At 55.5% G+C, this 25,091-nt stretch carries 14 protein-coding genes and 1 tRNA gene; 12 read left to right on the plus strand and 3 right to left on the minus strand.

All coding sequences use genetic code 11. The features are described 5' to 3' along the window. Positions 1–21: 21 nt before the first annotated feature. The gene (locus DMG62_06820) at positions 22–2,493 is read right to left on the minus strand and encodes a hypothetical protein (GenBank protein ID PYY23690.1); all 2,472 of its coding nucleotides are present in this window, start codon (positions 2,491–2,493) and stop codon (positions 22–24) included. A gap of 187 nt (positions 2,494–2,680) precedes the next feature. On the opposite strand from DMG62_06820, the gene DMG62_06825 reads away from it, so the two are divergent. Both DMG62_06825 and lpxK read left to right on the plus strand, forming a co-directional pair. Beyond that, positions 2,681–3,985, plus strand: a complete 1,305-nt coding sequence (locus DMG62_06825) for a 3-deoxy-D-manno-octulosonic acid transferase (protein PYY23691.1) — start codon at positions 2,681–2,683, stop codon at positions 3,983–3,985. Then, the gene (gene lpxK, locus DMG62_06830; GenBank protein ID PYY23692.1) at positions 3,982–4,941 is read left to right on the plus strand and encodes a tetraacyldisaccharide 4'-kinase; all 960 of its coding nucleotides are present in this window, start codon (positions 3,982–3,984) and stop codon (positions 4,939–4,941) included. Before DMG62_06825 ends, lpxK begins: the two co-directional genes overlap by 4 nt. A gap of 34 nt (positions 4,942–4,975) precedes the next feature. On the opposite strand, the gene DMG62_06835 is transcribed toward lpxK, so the two are convergent. Next, the gene (locus DMG62_06835) at positions 4,976–5,605 is read right to left on the minus strand and encodes a hypothetical protein (GenBank protein PYY23693.1); all 630 of its coding nucleotides are present in this window, start codon (positions 5,603–5,605) and stop codon (positions 4,976–4,978) included. A 784-nt stretch (positions 5,606–6,389) separates the two neighbouring features. Here DMG62_06835 and waaC point away from each other — a divergent pair. The 4 genes from waaC to DMG62_06855 all read left to right on the plus strand — a co-directional run bounded on the left by waaC (position 6,390) and on the right by DMG62_06855 (position 15,020). After that, positions 6,390–7,439, plus strand: a complete 1,050-nt coding sequence (gene waaC / locus DMG62_06840) for a lipopolysaccharide heptosyltransferase I (GenBank protein ID PYY23694.1) — start codon at positions 6,390–6,392, stop codon at positions 7,437–7,439. Then, positions 7,436–8,017: an isoprenylcysteine carboxylmethyltransferase family protein gene (locus DMG62_06845; GenBank protein PYY23695.1), complete on the plus strand. Its 582-nt coding sequence runs from the start codon at positions 7,436–7,438 to the stop codon at positions 8,015–8,017. The genes waaC and DMG62_06845 overlap by 4 nt, the downstream gene beginning before the upstream one ends. Further along, a complete protein-coding gene (locus tag DMG62_06850) occupies positions 7,876–8,910 on the plus strand; it encodes a hypothetical protein (GenBank protein PYY23696.1) in 1,035 nt (344 codons plus the stop codon). The genes DMG62_06845 and DMG62_06850 overlap by 142 nt, the downstream gene beginning before the upstream one ends. A 266-nt stretch (positions 8,911–9,176) precedes the next feature. Continuing rightward, on the plus strand, positions 9,177–15,020 hold the full coding sequence (locus tag DMG62_06855) for a hypothetical protein (GenBank protein ID PYY23697.1): 5,844 nt from the start codon (positions 9,177–9,179) through the stop codon (positions 15,018–15,020). Positions 15,021–15,149: 129 nt separating this feature from the next. Here DMG62_06855 and DMG62_06860 read toward each other — a convergent pair whose 3' ends face one another. Further along, complete coding sequence (locus tag DMG62_06860) at positions 15,150–18,077, minus strand: hypothetical protein (protein PYY23698.1); 2,928 nt, start codon at positions 18,075–18,077, stop codon at positions 15,150–15,152. A 305-nt stretch (positions 18,078–18,382) separates the two neighbouring features. Here DMG62_06860 and DMG62_06865 point away from each other — a divergent pair. The 6 genes from DMG62_06865 to DMG62_06890 all read left to right on the plus strand — a co-directional run bounded on the left by DMG62_06865 (position 18,383) and on the right by DMG62_06890 (position 25,087). Further along, a tRNA-Ser gene (locus DMG62_06865) sits at positions 18,383–18,475 on the plus strand. 99 nt (positions 18,476–18,574) lie between these two features. Beyond that, complete coding sequence (locus tag DMG62_06870) at positions 18,575–20,803, plus strand: carbon monoxide dehydrogenase (protein PYY23699.1); 2,229 nt, start codon at positions 18,575–18,577, stop codon at positions 20,801–20,803. Next, positions 20,796–21,290, plus strand: coding sequence for a ferredoxin (locus DMG62_06875; protein ID PYY23700.1), 495 nt, complete (start codon positions 20,796–20,798; stop codon positions 21,288–21,290). The genes DMG62_06870 and DMG62_06875 overlap by 8 nt, the downstream gene beginning before the upstream one ends. Then, entirely contained in the window at positions 21,287–22,144 is an 858-nt protein-coding gene (locus DMG62_06880; GenBank protein PYY23701.1) for a carbon monoxide dehydrogenase, read from the plus strand. Before DMG62_06875 ends, DMG62_06880 begins: the two co-directional genes overlap by 4 nt. A gap of 94 nt (positions 22,145–22,238) precedes the next feature. Further along, a complete protein-coding gene (allB, locus tag DMG62_06885; GenBank protein ID PYY23773.1) occupies positions 22,239–23,597 on the plus strand; it encodes an allantoinase AllB in 1,359 nt (452 codons plus the stop codon). Continuing rightward, positions 23,594–25,087 carry a bifunctional allantoicase/OHCU decarboxylase gene (locus tag DMG62_06890; protein PYY23702.1) on the plus strand — a complete coding sequence of 498 codons (1,494 nt, stop codon included), beginning with the start codon at positions 23,594–23,596 and terminating at the stop codon, positions 25,085–25,087. Before allB ends, DMG62_06890 begins: the two co-directional genes overlap by 4 nt. Positions 25,088–25,091: the final 4 nt, after the last annotated feature.

Genomic DNA, 25,091 nt, shown 5'->3' on the forward strand with positions numbered 1-25,091 from the left:
ATACTGCGCCTTCACTGAACGTCAGTTATCGCGCAATGTCTGCATTGGATTAAGGTTTGACGCTCGCCAAGCCGGCAAGTAGCTGGCGAGCAAGACGACCGCCGCCAGAAGCACAGAGGTGCTGAGCAAGGTCGCAGGGTTGTAAAGGCTCACCTCGTATAGCAAGCTCGATAGCGTGCGCCCGATGATGAATGTAATGATGATTCCCAAAACGGACCCGGCCACTGCAAGCTCCGCGCCGCTTTTCAGGATCATCCTGCGTACGTGCGAGCGCTGTGCTCCCAGCGCCATACGGATTCCGATCTCGCGTACACGCATCTTCACCATGTAGGTCACCACACCGTAGAGTCCCAGCACTGCGAGAAAGAGGGAGAGTCCGGCGAACGTCGAGAGAAGAACGACCAGGAAGCGCCGGCTCACGAGCGACTGGTCAACCCACTCATCCATCGTGTGAAAATCGTAGACCGGCTGGCTGGGATCAACGGCGTGAATGGCGCTTTCAATCTGTGACTGAAGCTGTTCGGGATGAGAAAGGTTCGTCCGGACCACAAGCGATGCTCCCGAATCGGGAAGCTGCGCATCATCAGAATAATACGTTCCCTCGATGGAATCGGAATCCAGAGAGGAGACGCGCGCATGTCGAACCAATCCGACAATCGTGTAGTAATTCTTTTCGTCGAATCCGATTTCCTTTCCCAGAGGGTCCTGATGTGGGAAATACTGCTTTGCCAGAGCCTCATCGACGATCGCGACCTTTTGTGTCGCAGCCCGGTCTGCAGGCGCGAATTCGCGGCCTCGCAGAATCGGAATCCGCAGGGCGCGGAAGTATCCTGCAGACACTACTCGGATGTTCGCGTGAGGACCGGGATCGCCCGGCGCAGTCTTCCGCCCCTTGATTTCAAACGAGGACTCGCCTCCCTGGCCCGTGAACGGCAATGCGTCTGACCAGGCGGCATCGGTCACCCCAGGAATATTTCTTAGTTGATCGAGCGCAGCAGCGTAGAAGGCAGATTTCTTTTCATCGGACGAATAAAGGCTCTGCGGCAACGAGACGCGGCCGGTCATAAGCCCATGAGGATCGAAACCGGTTTCCACTTGTTCAACTTTCTTCAAGCTGCTAACCAGCAACCCAGCGCTGACTAGCAGAAGCATCGCCACTGCGATTTCGCATATCACGAGGCTAGACCGTAAACGCTGTCGTGCGCGGCTCGCGTTGTTAGAACGTCCGCTCTCGCGCAACGCCTGCACCCATTTGAATCGCGTCATTTGCCATGCCGGCGCAGAACCGCAGAGCAAAACTGTCAGCAACACAACGCCGCTCACGAACAGAAGTACCGGTGTTTGCAGCTGCACCTGGATGTTGCGCACGAGGTTCTCCGGGGCTAACAGCAGCAGCAGCGGAATTACCGTTTTGGCAAGCAACAGTCCAACAGCCAAGCCTCCACAGGCCAGAAGAAAGCTTTCGAGAAAAGCTTGCGCGATAAGACGACCACTCGGTGCACCGAGCGCAACACGAATTGAAGTTTCGCGCTCGTGATCGGACGCGCGCGCTAATTGCAGTCCAGCGATGTTCAGTGAGGCAATAAGGAGAACGAGAGCTACAGCTCCGAGCAATAGCAAGAGAGGCTTGCGCAGATCGCCGGCGACAAAGTCCACAAGCGGCATTGCAAACATGCCCCAACCTGCTCGCTGACCGAAGCTATTCGGTCCCTCGCTCGCGATCTGCTCTTGCGCACGCAGATTCAGGTATGCGTTACCCTGTTGCAGTGTCGCTCCGGGACGCAGCCGTGCGACTGCAAATAGATTTTCGTTGTAACGGAAATTCTTGTCGAAGAAACGGTTTGAAGGAAGTGCGAGAGGGGTCCAGAACTCCGCTTGATTAGGCCAGCCGAACTCAGGACCCATCACTCCGATTACTTCATAGGCCTGCCCATTCAATTGCAGCTTGCGGCCAACAATGTTTGGATCGCCACCGAACCGCTGCTTCCAAGTAGGATATGACAAAACGGCGGAATAATTTGCGTTCGGCTGATCGTCTTCCATCCGAAAGTTACGTCCAAGATAAGGTTTCACCTGGAAGACATCGAACCAGTGCCAGGAGACTTTTGCCGCCTGCAGCCGTACGGGCTGCCCATCGCTCCCGGTGTAGTTGAAACTGTCAGGTCGCATAATTGCAGCCATGTCGAAAATGTTCCGGCCTTCGAGAGCGTCTTGGAAATCCGGAGCGGACATCGAGATATTGCTCATCCCACCCAGCGTGTATTTTGCACGGAGAGCAACCAATCCCTGTGGATTGTGCAGCCCGCTGGGATTCAGAAGAACCGCATTCATTACGCTGAAGACGGCTACATTCGCGCCAATACCAAAAGCGAGCGTAAGAATCGCAGTTATCGTGAATGCCGGAGACTTGCGCAACTGGCGCAGTCCATAACGAAGTTCCTGAATAACTCTGCCCACTCGCAATCCTTTATACGTCCGGTGTTTGCCGAGCAATTATGTCCATCAGAGCACGTTTAACGCCAGGAGAAATCGGCAGTATGTCGAGCGCAAACGGGATCTTGCGTGACTCGTAGAGTAGAGCGTTCGTTCGTCTTCGGTCCGCGATGTTCGATTCTGAACATCTGTTGTAGCCAGGAGCGAAAGGCTTGGCGGCACTTACAATACAGGCACGGTCTGTCCCATGTATTGGATCTATTCGTTTTTATACGGGCTCGCCCTGTTGATCAGCCTTCCTTACTGGCTGATCGGAATGGCTCGCGCAGGAAAGTATCGCGCCGGATTGATGGAGCGATTCGGTGCGATAGCGCAGCGTCTCGAGCTTCCCAAAGCAGGCGAGAGATCCATCTGGATTCACGCTGTTTCCGTCGGTGAAGTTCTGGCGGTCGCCGGACTTGTCGAGGGACTCAAGACTGAGTTCCCAGAAAAACGTCTCTTTGTTTCTACGACAACTCTCACGGGCCAAACATTGGCACGTCGCCGTTTCGGTGAAGAGAACGTCTTTTATCTGCCGCTTGATCTGCCGTTCGCGATCAATCGTTATTTGAACGCGATCACTCCTCAAATATTGATTTTGGCTGAAACCGAGTTTTGGCCGAACCTTCTGCGTCTTACAAAAAAGGGCGAAGCGCAAGTCGTTGTGGTAAATGCGCGAATTTCTGACAGATCACTGCCCGGATACAGGCGGTTCCGCTCGCTTCTGCGAGAAGTGCTACGCAACCTGGATTTGCTGTTAGCGCAAACGGAACTCGATCGCGATCGACTTATAGCAATTGGTGCTGCGGGCGAAAAAGTTCTGGTTGGAGGCAATCTAAAGTTCGATGTCAAGTCGCCCTCAGAGTCCAGCCTGTCACGCGCCTTACGCCAATCCATCGCTCCTGACCAACGAGTGCTGGTATTTGGCAGCACGGTTGAAGGTGAGGAACCTCTGCTGGTTCCGTGTGTCAAGAGGGTATTCAGCGAATTGCCGCAGGCGCTGATTATTCTGGCGCCGCGTCATCCGGAACGTTTCGATTCAGTCGCGGAAATACTGCGCGATTCGGGCATTAGTTTTTGGCGGCGATCTTCCTGGAGTTCGTCCCCACTCGGCGGTGGTGTGCTGCTGCTCGACAGTATCGGAGAGCTTGCGTCTCTCTATTCCCTCGCTGATTTGGCATTTGTGGGGGGATCTCTCGTTCCGCGCGGCGGACACAATATTCTGGAGCCCGCCCAGTTCGGGAAACCGATTCTGATCGGCCCTCACTACGACAATTTTCGTGAGATTGTGCGTACATTCCTGGCTCGCGACGCGGTTCGCGTTGTCAACGCGGAGCAACTCACTTCTACAGTGCTGAGCCTGTTGCAAGCACCAGAAGATGCAGTCGCTTTCGGCTCGCGTGCTAAATCCGTCATCGAGAGTGGCCGCGGCAGTACGCAACGAACACTCTCGGAGCTGCGCAGACTCCTCGGGCGCAACACTGCAGTTCAATTGGGCGTGTCTGGCGCATGATTCTCGCCAGGATCTACGGGGGTGTGGTCGCTGCGCGCAATTCGATGTATGACCACGGGATCTTCAAACCTCGACATCTGAACTGGCCGGTCGTGAGCGTAGGCAATATATCAGCGGGTGGTTCCGGTAAGACGCCGTTCGTGATCGCACTCCGCGAACTGCTTCTGGGGCGAGGAATCGACATCAGCGTCCTCTCACGTGGATACCGGCGTTCCAGTTCGGGAGTACTGAGCGTGGATCCTTCGGGAACTCCAGAGAAATTCGGCGACGAGCCTCTTCTGATTGCTCGCAAGCTGCGCTGCGCAGTAACGGTGGGCGAAAACCGCTATTCGGCTGGGACTTACGCGGAACACCAGTACATAGGAGCTTCGCAATGTCCGATGCATCTGCTCGACGACGGCTTCCAGCACCGCCAACTCCATCGCGATTTCGACATCGTTCTACTCAATCGAGAGGATCTGGATGACGAACTGCTTCCCCGTGGTCACCTACGAGAACCTCCTGCATCTCTACGACGCGCCGATGCAGTCGTTATAGATGGCGCAGTCCCACTCGATTGGCTTCCAAAAGGGGCCTTTCAAGTGTGGCGCATCGAGCGAGAGATTACGATTCCAGAACTGAATGTGCCAGTGATTGCGTTCTGCGGTATCGCACGCCCACAACGATTTTTCACCGCGCTACGATCTGCTGGACTCGATGTACGCGAGGAAGTCACGTTTCGCGATCACCATCGGTACACTGCGGCCGACGTGAACAGGCTTGCCGCAAGCCGAGCTCGCCTGCACGGCTCAGCTCTCGTAACAACGGAGAAGGACGCAATCAACTTGAGCGCGCAGTTCGATACGCTCAAGCCGGTCGTCGTTCCCATGCACATCCGATTCGCAGATCCGGAGAATGCAGTGAAATACCTGCTCGGAACGCTCACAGAACGTTGCGCGCGGGCAGGATTGCACTGATCAAACGAACAGGAGCAACGACCGGCACACGAAATCATCGGGCAGCGTCCGGCTTTCTGCCCGGCACCCATTCTGGAACAAAGTCAGAATTGGCGAGCCAGCGGATCGGTTCGACAAGCGACTGGATTGCCTGCGTCATGAAATCAAAATCGAGATGGACGATATCGTCGTTGGGCTTGTGATACGTCGGCGGCGTTCCCCAGCCCCCAGCCGTGTGCGCAACTACTCCCTTAAGCGCTAAAGAATAATTGTCTGAGCGTTCGAAGAAATGCTGTTCAGGATAGGGATCGTCGCCGAGCAGCGCTCCGTGTTGCAACAATGTGGGACCGAGGGTTGAGCGATCCCATCCCGTGAGCATCAATTTACCTTTTGGCATTTTCGGATCCTGATTGCCGATCATCTCGAACTCGAGGTTGGCTGCAATTCGATCGAGTCGAACCGGCGAGTGCTCGCGGAAATATGTTGACCCCAAGCCTCCGAGTTCCTCGCTTCCGTAGCAGACAAAAAGGATGGTTCGCTGCGGAGGGGGGCCACTGGTCAGCGCGTGCGCAAGTTCGAGAACTGCAACTGTGCCTGAGGCATCATCGTTAGCACCGTTGTAGATTGAATCGCCATTGACAGGCAGTCCCACTCCGAGATGATCCAGGTGCGCAGAGAGCAGGATGAGCTTCGCGCTTGCGCTCGCATCTTTGCCGCTCCGTCCTTCGTAATAGCAATAATGCTGAAGTTGCCACCCAGAGACTGTTCTGCATTGGGAACATGAGGATTTACGGGCCGCCGTTCGCGCAAATTCCGCTGCAGAGCATCGGAGTTCAGCGAAGGATCTTCGCGCAGAATTGCTTTAGCGCCGGCGACATATGCGCGCCTTAGGGAACCGGCTCCTTCTCTGCTTAGATCGTCGGCAAGCAAGACAATTGCTCCACGTTGGATTTGCGCGGTAGCTATGTTCTCCGAATTAAGTTTCTGCAGCGGTCCAGAGACGCTATCCCCGCTGCTTCGCAAAAGGCTGAAGTCTTTGCCCTCGACGAGCGAAGTAAATCCGGTATGGGAAACGATGATTTGTGCAGGACGCTCTATGAGAGGCTGAACGAGTTCGGCGCGTTGGATGTAAGTTCCGTCGGCAAGTCCGGGTTTTAAGCCATACTTCTCGAACTCCGAAGCTACGTACGTGGCCGCAATCCATTCATCTTGCGTCGCACTGCCGCGTCCCCGCATGGCATCACTCGCAAGAAACATTTCGTGAGCACGGACCCACTCGGGTTTTACTGTCCAACTGGAGGTCGCTTGATTCCAGGCTGTACCGCAGGAGATCGAAAAGACGAGAGTCAGCCTTAACAAATGCGAATTTGTGCGCATTCGCCAGTATATAAGCACCGAAGTTTGGTCCTGGGAGCTCACGTTCGCATGAGAAAATTAACATTGCCTCTCTCGGAGACAACAGAGCAGCAATGCGGATATTGATCGTTCGACTTAGCGCGATGGGCGATGTGATTCACGCGATGCCTGCCGTCGCGGGGTTACGTTCGCAGTTTGCCGAGAGCCGCATCGATTGGGCGATCGAAGAGCGCTGGGCTCCTCTGCTAACGTCACGAGATGTCTCCGACCTGAGTGCCTCGATTTCTCCCGAACAGCCGTTGGTGGACCTGGTGCATCGCGTGCACATGCGCCGATGGCGAGAACGCCCGCTCTCGACTCTGACGCGCGACGAGATGCGCGCATTGCGCTCTCGATTGCGCGAGCTGAGCTATGACCACGTCATTGACCTGCAGGGAGCAATCCGCTCGGCTTTACTAGCAAAGGCGAGTGGCGCCAGGGTTATAGCAGGAGCTATGCATCCGCGTGAATTGCCAGCACGCTGGTGGTACAACGTCAAAGCACACACGGCGGCTCGCCATGTTGTCGATCAGGCGGCTGAAGTTGTTTCTGCGGCAGTGGCACGAGTAACCGATCCTCTCCCGCCATCATTTCCAGTCTCTGCTGAGGCCGAGCGTTGGGCTGACCAGTTGACCGGAATAACCTCAAGTCTGTTCGCAGTCATTAATCCTGGAGCCGGTTGGGGAGCGAAGTGTTGGCCGGCAGAACGATATGCGGCATTGGCTCGAACCCTTGGGGAACACGGCATCGCAGTTCTCGTGAATGCGGGGCCAGGCGAAACGGACCTGGCGCGGGAAGTGGTGCGAAAGAATGAGAAATTTGCACGCGTTGTAGAGTGCTCACTGCCACAGCTAATCGCGATTGCTCGCCGTGCTTCGCTCTTCATCGGAGGCGATACCGGACCGTTGCATCTTGCCTCTGCACTGGGAACACCCTTAGTTGCGATCTTTGGACCGACCGATCCGGCTCGAAATGGTCCTTACGGAGGGCGCAATGTCGTGCTGCGCAGTCCTGAAAGCAAAAGAGACCACAGTCGCCGCCGCAAGCCCGAAGCGGGACTGCTGACCATCACTGTGGGACAGGTAACTGAAGCGGCTCTGGGACTTCTTGGAGTTCCGGCATGAATAGTGAAGCTCCCGCAAAAGCTGTGCCGAGCGGATGGTCGCGAATTGCGCGTCGCATTCGCGTGCCGCTTGGGTTCGTCTTCGCTGTGATATATCTTTGGCTCGCGCAGCCAACCCCGATGCTAATTGTGGTTAGCTCGCTTATCGTAGCCACTGGGCTGGCGATTCGAGCCATCGCCTCCGGACAACTTAGAAAAAACGAGGATCTCGCGACAACTGGGCCTTACAGCTACACGCGAAATCCACTCTATCTCGGCTCCATGCTCATCGGGATTGGTTTCGCCTTGGCCGCGAGGAGTCTGTGGATATGGATTCTGCTGGCCATGATGTTCACAGCCATCTATGTCCCAGTAATTCGGAGCGAGGAGGCATTTCTGCGATCGAAATTTCCCGCTTTTGAACTCTATGCTCAGCGCGTTCCCCGGCTGCTGCCGCAGTGGTCAAGCGAGAGTCTGACCGCCAACTTCTCGAGCGCGTTGTATTTGAAGCATCGCGAGTACAATGCTTTAATCGGCGCGGTTCTAATGATGCTGGCCATTACAGTGAAAATGCTTCGAGCAGGGAGCGCGGGAGTCTAGAGCGACGGTCCGAGGGAAAACTGATCGATAGACACGGCACAGCGCTTTTCCTGAAGCACATCGTGATTGTCCGGCTACTACTCGCGACGGTCATCACCACCGGATTTCAAACGGGACCATCTACTCGGCCATCCACCTCGGCTGCGGCTACGAGCGTTCCGAATCAGAACTCCGGCGCTGCAGTGGTTGCCGGCTCAAAGATCAATCCTCCGGCTCCGATGTATCGCTTCCAGGAGGGCACATTTAACTATAGCGTTGACTGGCGGCTGGTTACGGCAGGTACGGCCACGCTCCGCTTGGACAACGTCAACGGGGAGCATCACATTATCGCGAATGCCGATTCCACCGGAGCAGTTGCGCTTCTATATCACGTTCACGACCTTCTTGAAACCTTCTACAATCCGCAGAGAAATTGCGCACTGTCACTCATCAAGCACACAGAAGAGGGCTTCCGTCGGGTCGAAAGCAAAATTCGCTACGATTACTCTCACAAAAAGGCCATCATCGACGAGCAAAACTTCCGCGCGAAGAACCAGAAGCATGAGGAAAATGACATTGAAAGTTGCGTATCGAACACTCTGGCGGCACCGTATTACGTCGCTTCACAGCCGCTACAAATCAATTCAAAGTTCACCTTCCCAAGCAGTGACGGTGGCAAAAACGCTGATATCGAAGTGACCGTCGAAGCGCGCGAATCCGTGAAAACTCCGGCAGGAACTTTCGGCACGATTCGCGTCTCTGGTGAAGCCCTTAGTGGTCCACAGAAGGGCAAGGGCAAGATCTGGCTGTGGTATTCGGACGACGAGCGCAGGATCCCCGTACAAATGCGTGCCCGCGCATTTTGGGGAACTATGACGTTCCGCCTTACTCAAATGCGGCCAAGCGCAACATAATCCGAGATAAGTAGGGCCAGTAACAATCCAAAGTTACTGTGAAACAGGTTGCGCAGCCGTTGAGTTTTCATTGCTAATTCACAGCTTTCCGTCCCGAAAAGTTGTTGACTCCTTTTGCGCTCCAACTCAGAATGCTTGGACCCCACATTTTGGGATTTGGATTTTTGCTGGCTTGCGGGCCAGCCACACCGCGCGGAGCCATCCCCCGGCTCCCAGGCAGTAATTGCTCTCGGCCCTGGTGAATTTATCCCGCTAAGGAATCTTTGATGAATCGACGCTGTCTGGGTCTGTCTGCGTTTGTTGTTTTCCTGTGTGTCTTATCGTTGTCATCGTCCGCGCAAGTAGCCGGACAGAACATCAACATGGTGTCGGGCACGCAGCCTATCGGGGGTGATCCTTACCTACAACGGCAGAACGAACCGTCCATGGCGGTTTCAACTCGGAACCCGCAGCATCTGCTGGCGGGAGCTAACGACTATCGCACGGTCGACATTCCGTTTCCTCCTGATCAGGGGAAGGAAACCGGCGACGCATGGGTAAGTATCTTCACTTCACTCGATGGTGGGCAAAGCTGGAGCAGCACGCTCCTGCCAGGATTTCCGCAGGACACCAGCGGAGTTGGCCCGGCATCCACGCTGCACAACTACACAACCGCGACAGATCCGACTGTGCGCGCTGGAACACACGGGCTCTTCTATTACAGCGGTCTCGTCTTTAACCGTGGTACTAATTCCCCCAGTGGCGTCTTTGTGGCAACCATTCAGGACCAGAACAACAAAGGGAATGGTGCCGGCGCTATCCAGCGGCAGAAGAACGGGACAGGAAGTCCGTTTCTATACTTGAACGTGAACCTGGTGGATACTGGAACGAGTGGGCAGTTCCTCGACAAACCTTGGATTGCGGTCGACGTGCCGCGGCCGGGAAGAACTGCAACCTGCAACATCAATGGCAAGACGATTCTGAGCGGCTACGTTTACGTGTTCTATACGCAGTTCACCGGCTCGAGCGTTAATCCAAGTTCAAAGATCAAGGTCGTCACGTCGACGAATTGCGGAGCCAGCTGGAGCCATCCCACATCCTTGGCTCAAAGCATCAAGCTGAGTCAGGGAACGGTGGCTAGTATCGATCCGGGCACGGGCACGGTATACGTGTTCTGGCGCCAGATCGACAGGATTAACCAGCCGGATGCCATTCAGTACGCTTATTCCACGAATGGAGGAAGCACGTTCAGCAACGGAACGGCGTATACGTTCCCGGCTTTCACCGCATTTGATGAAGACGTGAATGGCGCAACCTTTCGAGAGACAGATTTGCCAGCGGCCGCAGTTGACGGCTCCGGACGAGTCTGGCTTGCCTTCTCGCAGCGCAACATGGGCCCGCTGGGCGCTTCGCGAATCATGATCACAACGCTAGCTAGGGGCTCACAAACCTGGACGAAACCATACATTGCCGATCCTACGGCGGCGAACGTTCCTGGTCATCAGCTCATGCCTTCGCTGTCCTTTGCGTACGGCAAGATTCTCTTGGCCTTTCTCGACAATCGCGAGGACAACACCAAAGGAATTTTGACGTGCCCCACAGGGAGTGTTTGTGCCAAGACGTCCGATCTCGTAGAACAGCGAGTTCCCATTCAGGGAAGCGACCTCGACGGCGCGAACCCTAATTATGCGAAGGTATTCAGCGCCACAATCTCTGACGCAGGCATGAAGATTCGCCACACGATCGATGTGCGCGGAGCTCTCATTGATCCTGCAAAGTTCAGTACGGGAACGAACCTATTATTCCCCAGCGTCAGGATCTCGCAATACAAGTACGGTAGTCGTCCCGGTTCGCGGCAAATTGAGCAAATGCAATTTAATCCGCCGAACTTTCCGATGTTTGCTCAAGGAACCAAGCCATTCATCGGGGACTACATCGATACCGCAGCACTGACTATGCTGCCTGGACCCAACAACACTTGGCTGTTCAATACCCAACCTTCGAACGCTGCGGTATTCCACACTACCTGGACCGACAATCGCGACGTTCGTCCGCCGCCCGTGGTGTGCAACAACGGTGTGTGCACCCAGAATTGGCAGCTGTACACGCCAGTGGGATTTTCTAGCCCGGGCACAAGCGGATATGACCCGACGCAGACACGCCCTGCTTGCGTGCCAGGACAGGCTGGTTCCCGCAACCAGAATGTCTACGCGTCTCGTATTACTCAAGGTTTGATGGTCGGCATAAAAGAGAACACCAAGCCGCTGACGGATTCGACCAAGAACAACGCACCAATCCAACGCGCATTTTCGGTTTTCGCGAGGAACACAACCAATCAGCAGACGTTTTATCGCTTCAGCGTGATCCCTCTCAACCCGCCTGGGGCTAGCCTCTGCCAGACCGATAACTCCGGCACAACCGCATCCTTCACTCAATTCAATTGCGCGAACTTTGTCGACGTAATCGCCTTGCCGAGGACAACGGTCTCCCGAACTGTCTTCGTAACGTCGTCGCTGAAGTTTCCGAGCATAAGTGTCAACGTTGCCCAGATTACGGGAATCGGCGGCACTCCGATCAATGGCGGCTTGCAGAGCACAACAGCGATCAACCCAGATTCCACCAATCCTGACATCACCAATCCGGATATCACCAACCCGGATATCACAAATCCAGATATTACGAACCCTGACATCACAAATCCGGACATCACGAACAGCGAAGTCTACAACCCGACGGTAACAAATCCGGATATCACCAACCCCGACATCACGAACCCTGACATCACCAACCCCGACATTACGAATCCGGATATTACCAACCCAGACATTACGAATCCGGATATCGTCAATGTGCAAGTCACGAATCCGGATATCACAAATCCGGACATTACGAATCCGGATATCACAAATCCGGACATCACGAATCCGGATATCACGAATCCGGACATCACGAACCCCGCCGACGGTGGGGGTATTACTGACTTCACTTTCAAACTCTCGAATAAAGGCAACACGAGTTCGAGCTATACAGCCAAGCAATTTGCGAAGGCGATCGGTTCGCTCTGTGACACGCGCAAGTGTCAATTAATCGCGCGTAAGACCTATCCCACACCAGTAGCGAGCGCCTGCGATCTGAAGGTGGAGCTGCAGAACCAATCCATTGCCAGCATTCCGAACCCGGCGCTCTCTACCAGTCCGGGTGTTCCGGATAATGGCAGCGACACGCAAGGCGTTCAGCCAGATGCGACGATCTCACTAGGGCCAGGCGAAGCCGGCCGGGTAACGATGCGCGTGTTCGGGATCATGACGACCTCTTTGCCCGATCAGCCAGTGAAGACAGTCGCGGTCGCAGGGGGAGCAAATACCGGTACGAACACGCCGGCAGCCTCACTAACGATCACAACGATTGCACTTCCCGTCGCCGTCGTCGGCACGAACTACAACAATGGTGCCGGCTTTATGGCCACTTTTGTAGGTGGCGTCGCTCCAGTTTCCTTCATCACCCAAAGCACGTTGCCCACGAATATCACTCTGAACCCTGCCGGATTGTTTTCAGGTCCTGTGACATCTGCTCCTGGTGCCTTTCCTGTGGCGCTACAGGCTGCCGACGCTCCTACGGGAATACTGAATGGACAGGTCGTGCCGCGTCAGCAGAGCTTCGACCTGACCAACCTGACGCTGAACGTCAACAAATTCACCGTCACGGGAATCACGGCTCAAAATACGGACAACGGCGGGATTTATCTCTCCGGAAATCCTGGTGATTCGATCACTGTGAAGGCGACTGTGTCGAACATCGGTCCGGCAGCAGCCAGCAACGTAACGGCATCAGTGCTGGCATTCACCGCCATACCGGGTGGTGGCGGCCCAACACCGGTTCTCACTTGCTCGCCTGCAAGCCCATCCGGCGTTTTGATTGCATCCAACAGCTCGCAGGAGTTCCTCTATACGTGTACGACCTCCGGCGGCAACGGCTTGGTGAATCAATTCAGCGCGACCGCCAATGCAACCTACATCAACGGACCTACGAGTGTACCGGCAAGCTCTTCATTCTCCACAGATCCGTCAGTGCAGATCACGGTTGACACGGCTAAGCCCACAATTGCGACTGTCACCGCGACCGCAGGAAATCCAAGCACTCCATATGCCCCCGGAACTTGGACGAGTCAAAACGTCACCGTGACCTTCACCTGTTCCGACAACTTCTCCGGCCCAGGTGCGGTTTATCCGGTGATCAACGGACTGCCTGCTGGCGTAATTGCTGTAGTGACACAGCTCGATCCGCTCACGTCCATGGCCGCAGCGACGCTCACCGCTGAGACCTCAGGCACAACGTTGACAGGGAGTTGCATCGACAACGCCTCGAATGCTGTGTCTGCTCCGACTGCCTTTGGTCCAATCATGATCGACAAAACACCGCCGGTCCTTTCGGTTGGCGCGACTGCCGGGCAGGCTCCCTACATCGCAGGAACTTGGAGCAATCAGGATGTCACGGTTACTTACTCATGCGTCGACAACACCTCGGCTGCGAACGCAAATTCAGGTGTTGCCCCTGGCTCGCCCACGGGCTCGCAGACGTTTACGCAAGAGACCACTGCGGCTGGTGTGAACTCAAGTGGCAGTTGCACTGATAACGCAGGCAATGTATCGATGAATGCGCCACTCGCGTTTGGGCCGATCCTCATCGACAAGACGCCACCGGTTGTGACAGGAAGCGCAACAGCAGGACCGAACAATGCCCCGTATATAGCAGGTACTTGGACGGCCCAATCTCCGGTAACCGTCTCCTTCAGCTGCAGCGATACGCTGTCTGGTCCCAAACCGGGATCGACTACTGGCAACACTGCTCTGGCGGGGCCGACTCAGAACACGAACATTCAGGGAAGCTGCATGGACATCGCCGGCAATACCGGCAATGGGTCATTTGGTCCGGTGAAGATCGACCAGATCACGCCAGTTATCATAATCACCAGCCCTGCACCTGCGCAGACGTTCCTTCTGAACTCGCAGATCACTCCGGCATTTACTTGCAACGACGCTGGCGGTGGCGATCTCGTAGACTGTCTGGCCAACCCCTCTGCTAATTCTTATACGGCGACACCGATTGGACCAGGAACGTTCACGGTGAATGCCGTCGATGAGTCCGGCAATCCGGCAACGGCGAGTACGAATTATCTCGTCATCTACGGCTTCACCGGCTTCCAGGCGCCACTGGCCTCCGCGGGAACGACAGCAGCTCCAAGCAACTCGGGCAACTTCCCGCTGGGCTCGGCTGTGCCGATTGCCTGGACGCTGGCAGACGGAAGCGTACCTCCAGTCGCCATCACGGACGTAAGCACACTGACAAGCATCGTTGCAATTCCAAATCAGGCGTGCACGGGATCTGTTCCCGGTCCGGGAATTACGCTCTACCCAATCCCCCAGGGATTGAACAGCACCTTTACCTATGATCCAGCGCGAGGAGCATTTGTCTTCAACTGGGATACGAGTGGACTTAACGGCGCCTCCGGCTGCTACAACATCGTGATATCGCTAAACGACACGACTCAGTACGCAACCATCGTGAAGCTGGTGACAGCTCTCTTCACCGGTCAAGCCATTGATCCTGTCGACGCTGGTGTTGCCAATGGGGACTTAGTGTCTGGCACAGTCACAACACTCAGCGACGGCACAGTGACACTCAGCGTTCGCTTTGCTCCAGCAACATTTAATTCCTCAACTACCGAAGCGGAGTTCCTGCTTGACACAGATCAGAATCCCGCAACGGGAAGCGCGGGATCGGACGCAGGATGCGCAGGCGATGCGACGACGCTTGGCACGGATTATCTGGTAATTGCACAGTCCGGATTCGGCGTCAACACAGCGGCGATTTACCAGGCCACAGGGGGCTGCAACAACTTCGCGTTTTTGGGGACGGCGCCAGTCACGATTCTAGTTGATGGAATGGATGTGAGCTTCCCGTTGTCGCTGCTCACGAACACGGCATCGAGCAACACGTCGGGGATAGCAACCAGCGGACCGTGGAACTTCAAAGTCACGAGCGACTTCAGTACGGGTGGCAATACATTCTCAGGAATCGTGGATGTAATGCCGGATGTGGGTTTGAATCCGGTGGCGACAGTTCCACAATAGGAATGCTATCAGCGAAGTGCCGGCTGGCCTCCCCAGGGCGGAGCTGGCTCACATTGTCGCTGGCCTGTTCTCTCGTGGAGCGAGCGCGCGTCGCCTCCCGGGTAATGGAAACTATCAGCTGGGAACCTTTTAGTGAGCTCGCCGGCTGGCGTCTGCGACCATTGGATCTTCCGCTTCGGCTACCTTGAATCCCAAGAAGGTCTTGTATGCGTCCGAGGCGCCGCCGCTCTTCAGGCCTTCGAGATTGCGTCCAAGGTAGTAGTACGTTGCAGGAAAGAAGCGGAAGGTCGGCACGACATCCACGTACACATCGGTCGCTTCTCCGCGGCGTTTTACGCAGCTCGAAAGTTCGCTATCGGCTTCGGTGTATGCGCCCGCGGCGATGTAAGCTCGAGCTAGATCAAATCGGCCAATCCATGTATCGAATATCTCTTGCGCTTCCTGGAAATTCTTGATGGCGTCGGTCGGTTGATTGTGTCGGAGAGCAATATCACCCGCGATTACCTTCGCAAAGGCTCGAGGACCTGGCTCAAGATTTTTGCTCAACATTCCCGCAAGGATAATAGCTTTTGCGTCCTGTCCCGCCTGAGCATACAGGCGAGCTGCGGGGAAGAGCACCGCGTCCTTCTTAAGAGCAGTCGCCTTGTCCAGAGACCCAAGCGCATCAGAAGTCTTCCCCATCATGAGCTGCGCTTCAGCGAGCATGACATATTTCTGTGCCGCACTGTCTTCACTTCTTTGCGGAGTATCCGCAAGGTCGTGAGCGATGCCTTTTTGCAGTATTGGCAAAGCCGCACCGGGATTGCTGCGGTACAGAGCCAGGTCCGCCTCAGCCGTCGCCGCCAAAGAGGGGTTCACAGCTGCGAGCTGCTGATAGCTTTGCGCAGCTTCCGAATATTTTCCTGACGCGATTTGCGCAAATCCAAGCGATAGATATGCCTTCGCGTATGACGAATTCAGTTCCAGCGCAGCGCGTGCTTCTTTCTCCGCTGTAGGAAAATCCCCTGCATAGGTGGCGTATAAAGCGACATTGCTGTGATACGGCACATTTTTCGGATAAATCGCCAACGCCTTTCGTGCCTCTTCAATGGCGCGTTTGATGTCATGCTGCAAATAGTAACCATAGGCCAGAGAGCTGTGTCCCATAGTGTCCGCAGGATACTGGTCTACCAGAGTGCTGAACTCCTCAACAGCTTTCTGCGGATTCATGCTGGCGAGATAGTAGCCGCCGCGAGTGCGAAATTTTTCGCGCTCGGTCATTCGGTCAACATGCTTCATCGCCAGCTTGTAATACTCAGTGGCCTCCTCGCGACGTCCTTTATTGAAGTACATCGCTGCCAATCCTGCGTATGCAGTTCCGAAGTTCGGGTCGAGGTCGAGGGCGTTTTTAAATGCCTTGATTGCCTCATCAGTCTTTCCGGCGTAACGCAGATCCTGGGCCACGCTGTAAGCGTGCGCTGCTTCAAGCGATGCCGAAGTGAACGTCTCCTTTTGCGCCAGTTTGGTCGATTCCGGCGTATTGTCGCCCAGCGTGTCGCGCAGATTCGTGGCAAGCGTACCGAGCGAACTGAGTACTGCACCCTTGTTTTCCGCCTCGCTACTATTCTGGCCCATCACTTTGCCGGTGAGCGCATCAATCGCCTTGCAGGTGAGCTGATAGCCGTTTCCCGCTTTCCCAATCGACCCGCTGATCACGACGCTGACCCCTTCGCGCTCCGCGACGAGGCGCGCATTCGCCTCGTCCAATATTGTTCCTTTGCTGAGTGGGCCTTTTAGTACCTTCCGTGCCTGTCCACGGTCGTAAGAATTTACAAAGGGCGCCGCCTCGATCGCCAGGCCGAAGCTGGATTCGAGAGTTCCATCGAAGACCGAGTCGCCGGTGGTGTTCTCGAAATCTGCAAGCAAAACTGTGACCGGCTTGTGAGTCGTCGGAGATAATCTGGATCCGATGAACCAAACGCCAGTTGCGATTGCCGCGGCGATTACAGCCACCGCTGCACTGATCATCACGACTGTCCGCTTACTCACGCCGCTGGGCAGCGGCTTAGCAAAAACTGACGACGGACGCTTCCCTTGTAGCTCCTCGATCGCCGCGATTAGCTCGTTGATGCTTTGATAGCGGTTCTTGGGATCCGTCTCGAGACACTTAGCGACAACGGCACTGATTGATCGCGGAATGCTTGCATCAACCTCTGACATCGAGACCGCACGCTCCTGTGTCCGCTTCAGCAAGCTGGCAATCGCACTCTCCGCCGCGTAAGGCGTCCGGCCGGTAATCAGCTCGTAAAGAATCAATCCAATCGTGAACAGGTCAGACCGTTCGTCGAGAGACTCGGCCCTCGCCTGCTCAGGCGACATATACTCCATCGTGCCAAGCATCGCGCCGGTCTGAGTCATGCCTCCGCCATCAAGCGAGCGAGCGAGACCGAAGTCCATGACGACTACACGCCCCTGCTGATCGCGCATAATGTTGCCCGGCTTCAGATCGCGATGGATTACACCCTCGGCGTGTGCGGCGGCCAAGCCCAGGCAAACCTGGTGCATGATGTCGAGCGCCTCGGCAGCGGGAAGTTTGCCGTGTTGCGCGAGCAGGCCGCGGAGATCACGTCCATTGATGAACTCCATGGTGATGAACTTGATGCCGCCGGATTCGCGCACATCGAAGATACGTACTACGTTCTTATGCGCAATCTGCCGAGCCAAAAGGAGTTCCTGCTTGAAGCGCTGGAGGAGCTCGGGATTCGATGCCAGATCGGGACGAATGACTTTCAGGGCAATCTCGCGCTCGATGTCGCGATCGTATGCTTTATAAACAGCACCCATGCCGCCCAGCCCAAGCATGGCGATAATTTCATAACGTCCGCCGAGCAGAGTACCGGGTTCAAGGATGGCCGAGGAGTTGATGGCAGCGCGGGCAGCCGCTGCTGAACCTGCGCCCGTAGGAATGCCGCCAGTGACAAACGGACTAGGAGCTCCTGTTCCCGAACTCTCGTCTTTGACGGCGGGACCGGCGCCCAGAGTGGGGTCCTCGTGTCGTCGTCGGTCGCGCGGCTCCATGCAAGCGCCTCGGGGTACAGATTGCTGGGAGAGTTGTCGAAGTATATAACAAATATCTTTCCGAAGTTCCTGTAATGGGTACGAGTTATCAGCGCCGTGGGTTCATCTCTCAAAGCGGCCGCCCTTGGCAATTCAGGTAACCTGTCCGGGTATTCCCGACACTCCGAAGGTTACTTAAACGCAAGCGTGCGACGAGCTATGAGCTTTAAGCTTGAGGAGCAGCTCGGTATTAGACATCCGTTATAATCCAAACAGCTTGATTACCCGGCGAATGCGATGTTTCTGCCGATGCTCGCATAATCTCCGGAGAGGTGGCCGAGTGGCTGAAGGCGGCGGTTTGCTAAACCGTTATAGGGTCAAAAGCTCTATCGGGGGTTCGAATCCCCCCCTCTCCGCCAGTTTCCCCGTTCAAATTGCCCATTTCTGAAGAGTAAGCCTGCTGCGGTATTATGCATTCCACCTCTTCGATGACTTGCCAGCAAAGTCTCTGAGACCGAATGACAGAGCGTCTGATTGGATCTTCTCTTCCCCGCACTGAAGGTCGCAGCAAGGTTACCGGGCAAGCGCGATACGTGGACGATCTCTCCTTTCCCGAGATGCTGCATGGCGTTACCGTCCGCAGCTCCATCGCCCGCGGAAGCATCCGCAACATTCAGTTTGATCCCCGGATTCCCTGGCACGAGTTCACGATTGTGACTTCTCTTGATATTCCGGGCAGGAATCGAATCGCGCTCATTGCCGACGATCAGCCTTGTCTCTCCGAGAAGATAATTAATCATGCCGAAGAGCCTGTCTTACTCCTCGCGCATAGCGACGAGCAATTGCTGGAAGAAGCCCGGCGATTCGTGACGCTCGACATCGATCCGCTTCCGGCAATCTTCGACATCGACGATGCCTTGGCCAAAAAAGAGATCATCTGGGGCAGTGACAACGTCTTCAAGACTTTGCTCGTGGAGAAAGGGGACGTGGACAGCGCGTGGGCCAAAGCCCACGTCATCGTTGAAGGCGAGTACCACACCGGAGCACAAGAGCAGCTTTACATTGAGCCTCAAGGGATGATTGCACAGTACAGTCCTGAATCGGGAATTACGATCTGGGGCTCGATGCAATGCCCTTATTATGTTCATAAGGCTCTCATACTTCTTCTGAATTTGCCTTCAGAAAAAGTTCGCGTGATTCAGACTGAGACCGGCGGTGCATTCGGTGGGAAGGAAGAATATCCGTCGGTGATTGCTTGTCATGCGGCGCTGCTGGCGAGGAAGGCCGGTAGGCCGGTGAAGATTATCTATGATCGCGCGGAAGACATGGCGGCGACAACGAAACGTCATCCATCGCGGACACGCCACCGCACTGCTGTGAGCCGCGACGGCAAGCTGCTTGCGATGGACATTGAATTTACAGTGGACGGCGGCGCTTACAGCACGCTCTCAACCGTAGTGCTCTCACGCGGCACAATTCACGCAGGAGGTCCCTATGTCTGCCCGAACGTCCGCATTCGGAGCAAGGCTGTAGCTACGAATCATCCTCCGCATGGCGCTTTTCGTGGTTTTGGCGCTCCGCAAAGTATCTTCGCGCTGGAGCGCCACATGGACCGAGTCGCGAAAAGACTCAACATGTCGCCGGCTGAATTTCGCCGACGGAACTTCGTTCATGAAGGGGAAAGCCTTGCGGTAAGCCAGATTGTGCGCGAGCCAATAAATCTCGAGCAGCTCATGAACCGAGCTTTGGAGTTAAGCGAGTACCGCCTAAAGCAGGAACGCTTTGCTCGCGAGAATCAGACGTCGAAAATCAAGCGCGGCATGGGCTTTGCATCGTTCATGCACGGCGCTGGATTCACCGGATCCGGAGAACGCTCCATGGGCTCGGTCCTCGCCGTAGAAGTTACCAAGGAGGGCAGGATCCGAGTACTCGCGTCAAGTACTGAAATGGGACAGGGGACAAACACCGTCTTTCGCCAAATCGCGGCAGAGGCGCTGGGAGTCGAAATTGATGCAGTGGAAGTAGCCACTCCGGATACTTCGATGGTCCCAAACAGTGGCCCAACCGTGGCTTCGCGGACTTGCATGATTGTCGGCAAGCTCGTGGAGTCGGCGTGTCTGCAAATTCGCGAGGTCCTGGTTCACAGTGAGCTATTGCGCCGCGAATACTCGGCTGAGGAATTCAAGATGGCCTGCGGGCAATACATTCAGCGGCATGGGATGCTCAAGGCTGAGAGTAAGTACTCGACTCCTGCGGGCATCTTTTGGGATGATGAGAAATATCAAGGGGACGCGTATGCGACCTATGCGTGGGCAGTGTACGTTGCCGAGGTCTCCGTCGACTCGCGCACCTGGGAGACGCAAGTCGAGGATTTTGTTGCAGTGCAGGAGGTAGGTCGAGTGGTCAATCCCATTCTGGCACATGGCCAAATCGAGGGTGGGGTGGCGCAGGGCATCGGATACGCGCTGTATGAAGATGTCTGCTGGCGAGAAGGGCGCATGGTAAACGCTCAGATGACGAATTACATCATGCCGACATCAGCAGATCTTCCGCCGATTCGCGTTTACTTCGAAGAAGTTCCATACAAACACGGTCCCGGAGGTGCGAAGGGTATAGGTGAACTGCCGATCGACGGACCCGCGCCCGCCATCGTCAACGCAATTGAAAATGCGATCGGAGTACCCATAGACCGCATTCCGGCGACGCCGGAAGTGCTGATGCGAGCGACGGAGGCTGCACTTGTCTGAAGAACTCCGCCCGAACGTTCGGTTTACGGTGAACGGAAAGCCGCAGTCTGTAACTGCTCATCCTTTGCGCCGCTTGCTTGATGTATTGCGTGAAGATCTGCATCTCACGGGGACCAAGGAAGGATGCGGCGAAGGTGAGTGTGGCGCGTGCGCGGTGTTGCTCGACGGGGAGATCGTCAATAGCTGTCTGATTCCAATTCTGCAAGTGCAAGAAACCCAAGTAATCACAATCGAAGGACTGGCTCAGAACGAAAAAGCCAGGGTGTTACAGGAGGCGTTTGTTGAGTGTGGTGGCGCGCAATGTGGCATTTGCACTCCAGGTATGGTGGTGGCGTCTTGGACTCTGCTCGAACGCAATCCCCTCCCGACCGATCAAGACCTGCGAAATGTCCTCGCGGGGAACCTGTGCCGATGTACCGGTTACACACGGATCTTTGAGGCGATCAAGACAGCATCCGGAAGACTGGCACAGGCTGTGGCCAAATGAAATCGTATCTCCTACGCTATCAAATGCGCCAGGCCCGAGATCTCGGCGAGGCGCTGGAAATGGTGTCCTCCGAACCCGGCGAGTGGAAGCCTTTTGCCGGTGGCACCGATTTGATGGTGCTTCTCGAGCAAGGTAAGTTGGCGCATCGCAAAAACTTTGTAGATCTTATGCGTGTAAGGGAGCTGCGTGGCATTGAGGTCAAAAGCACTCATGTAACGATCGGCGCTCTCACGAGGTACAGTGAGCTGCAGCGCAATGCTGTTCTACAAAGTGAGTTCCAGCTGCTGTGTCAAGCAGCGAGTGAGACTGGCAGTATTGCTAACCAGAATCGTGGAACGCTCGCAGGGAATATCGCGAATGCATCGCCTGCCGCGGATTCACCTCCCGCATTGCTCGCGTACGATGCCGAGTTGGAACTCATGTCACACCGCGGAGTGAGAAGAGTTCCCTACTCGCGCTTTCATACCGGCTACAAGCAAATGGATCTGGCGTCCGACGAGATCATCTCTCGCATTCGTCTGCCTCGCCGCAACAAGCAATGGCGACAGCACTACCGAAAGGTGGGAACCCGCAAGGCACAGGCGATTTCAAAAGTTTGTTTCGCCGGAGCAGCTGAGGTTGAAGATGGCAAAATCCGTGACATTCGTGTTGCCCTGGGGAGCGTCGCACCAACCGTTCTTCGCTGCTTGAAGACTGAAGCGTTGTTACTCGGCGGCGCAGGATCCTCTCGAATTAGAGAAGCACAGGAGCAACTCGCCGCGGAAATGAGTCCGGTTGACGATTTCCGTTCCAATGCCCAATATCGAACGCGCGTGGCGCAAAATCTGCTCGCAGAATTCCTTCTTCAGCTATGAGTTCCGGAGAGCCGGATAAAAGCGCAGGAACTGCGTCTCTCGCTAATGGAGTGGCCGTTGCAGCGCGAGAGTTAACTTTTGCAAGGACATGCCCGTGAGGGCAAGCGAACGCGTGCTTCGCAGCAATCGCGTTGTGCTCCCTGAAGGCATCCGCGCGGCTGCGATCGTGGTGCGCGACGGAGTGATTGCCAAGATCATTGAGCACAAAGCCATTCCGTGTGATGAGGTTATCGATTTCGAGGACTCAGTGATCATGCCCGGAATCGTTGACACCCACGTACACATTAACGAGCCTGGCCGCACGGAATGGGAAGGATTTGAAACAGCAACAATGGCCGCCGCCGCTGGCGGTGTAACTACCTTGATCGACATGCCGCTCAATAGCATCCCTGCCACTACGACTATTGCGGCATTTCGAGAGAAGGTAGCGTTCGCCCAGGGCAAGTTGTTTGTCGATGTTGGCTTTTGGGGTGGAATGATTCCGGGAAATGTGGCCGAACTCTCGCGTATGTATGGAGAAGGAGTATTCGGTTTCAAATGCTTTCTAATTGCCTCAGGCGTGCCAGAGTTCGAGGCACTTAGTGAGTCCGAGCTGCGGCTCGCGTTCCCCGAATTGGCTCGGATCGACGCGCTGCTGCTTGCGCATGCGGAACTTCCCGGTCCAATCGAAGACGCGACACAGAGGATCAGCCGGAGAGATTCCCGGTCCTATTCAACTTGGCTCGCGTCACATCCTTCAACAGCAGAAGACCAGGCGATCGACCTACTCATTCGGCTGTCGAAGGAGTACAAGGCCAGGGTGCATATAGTCCATCTATCATCCTCCGCAGCTGCGCCGATCATTTGCGCGGCTAAAGCTGGTGGAACGAAGCTTACCGTTGAAACTTGCCCACATTACCTGACGATAGCTGCAGAAGAAATTCCGGATGGCGCAACTCAATACAAATGTGCGCCTCCCATTCGTGAGACTGCTAATCAAGAGCGTCTCTGGAAAGCTTTGGGCGACGGCACGATCGACTTTGTTGCGAGCGATCACTCTCCCGCGCCTCCACAAACGAAGTGCACGGATACCGGAGACTACATGCGAGCGTGGGGCGGAATCGCTTCGCTACAACTCACGCTTCCGCTACTTTGGACTCGTGCTCACAAACGTGGATTCGGCATCGAGGACATCGCACGTTGGCTGTGTCGAGAACCCGCCCGGATTTCGGGATTGTTGAAAAAGGGCGAAATTGCTGCCGGACGAGATGCCGACTTGGTAGTCTGGAATCCGGATCAGTCGTTCCAGGTGCAAGCTGAAAAAATGTTCTTTCGGCACAAGCTCACACCCTATTCTGGACAAACTCTTTTTGGAATCGTGCAATCGACCTTTCTTCGTGGGGAAGAGATCTATACTTCCGGCGACTTTCCACTTGGGCAGCGAGGACATGTCTTGCGTCGAGGAGAGGCATGAGTGAATTCTCCGATTTCCTTGACCTTGCGTCGGAGCGAGTTGGCGGCCGCGTACTTGCTGCGAACGACGATTTCTTTGCTCCCAAAGAAAATCTGATCAAAGCAGCCAAGCCGATTTGGTTGGAGGACAAATACAGTGATCGGGGCAAGTGGATGGACGGCTGGGAATCACGCCGTCGTCGCACTCCCGGACACGATTGGTGCATTCTGCAACTGGGAATATCAGGCGTAATCTCTCAGATCGTCGTTGACACCAGCTACTTCCGCGGTAACTTTCCGGAATCATGCTCCTTAGAAGCTTGCGCGATCGAGCAATCAAATGTTGACCTGGCTGGTGGCACGCCGTGGACTGAACTGCTTTCTCGATCGCAGCTTCAGGGAGACAGTCAGAATACCTTCACCATAACTGATCCTCATCGCTACACTCATGTACGTTTAAATATCTACCCTGACGGCGGTGTGGCCCGGCTTCGCGTCTTCGGAGAAGCTGTTCCTAAACTGGAAGGTGCTCTCAACTCCGCCGACTTGAACGACCTTGCCGCCCTGACGAACGGTGGGCGAGTGCTGGATTGCAGCGACAGATTCTTTAGCGCTCCACAGAACTTGCTCATGCCTGATCCCAGCTCCGGCATGCACGATGGGTGGGAGACAAAACGCCGTCGTGGCCCAGGTCACGACTGGGTAATAATTCAACTCGGGGTTGCAGGAGCGGTTCAGGCAATCGAGGTCGACACTTCATATTTCAAAGGTAATTTCCCAGAGAGCTGCTCGCTGGAAATCTGCGCGCATGAATCCCGAGCCTCAGATCTCGCGAATTGTTCATGGAGTGAATTGCTCTCACGCACATCACTTAGCGCAGACTCTGTTCATCGCTTCCAAGTCGAAGGACAAATGGTAGCGACTCACGTGCGCTTCAACATCTATCCAGATGGGGGAGTGGCACGGCTGCGCGTCTACGGAGTGCCCCAAAAATGCGCTCTGACCAAGGCTCGTTTGCGCTGGCTGAATGCATTGCCCGATTACGCAGCGAGCAGCGTCCTGCTGAACTGCTGCGGTTCGCTCAAATGGGCAGTAGCAATGACCGAGCACCGGCCATTCGCGGATCTCAAGCAACTGACGGATCAGCACGCGGCAAGTTGCGAGCGAATGACGCCTGATGACTGGAAGGAAGCGTTCGCTAGTCATCCGCAGATCGGCGAAGAAAAAGAGAGCATCAGTAGCGGACAGGCACGGCGCTGGTCACAACAGGAGCAGTCTCGAGCAGCGGTGGCCTCGCTTCAAGTCCGAAATGCGCTACAACGGCGCAATCAGGAATATTATGAGCGCTTCGGGTACATCTTCATCGTGTGCGCGAGTGAAAAATCGGCTGAGGAGATCTTAGAGCTGCTGACCGATCGACTCAGCAATGATGCCGCACGCGAGCTTCAGGTCGCCGCCGGTGAACAGAAGAAGATCACGCAACTTCGATTGCAGAAGCTCATCGAGGCATGATCTT

Source organism: Acidobacteriota bacterium, assembly GCA_003225175.1.
Lineage (GTDB): Bacteria > Acidobacteriota > Terriglobia > Terriglobales > Acidobacteriaceae > Gp1-AA112.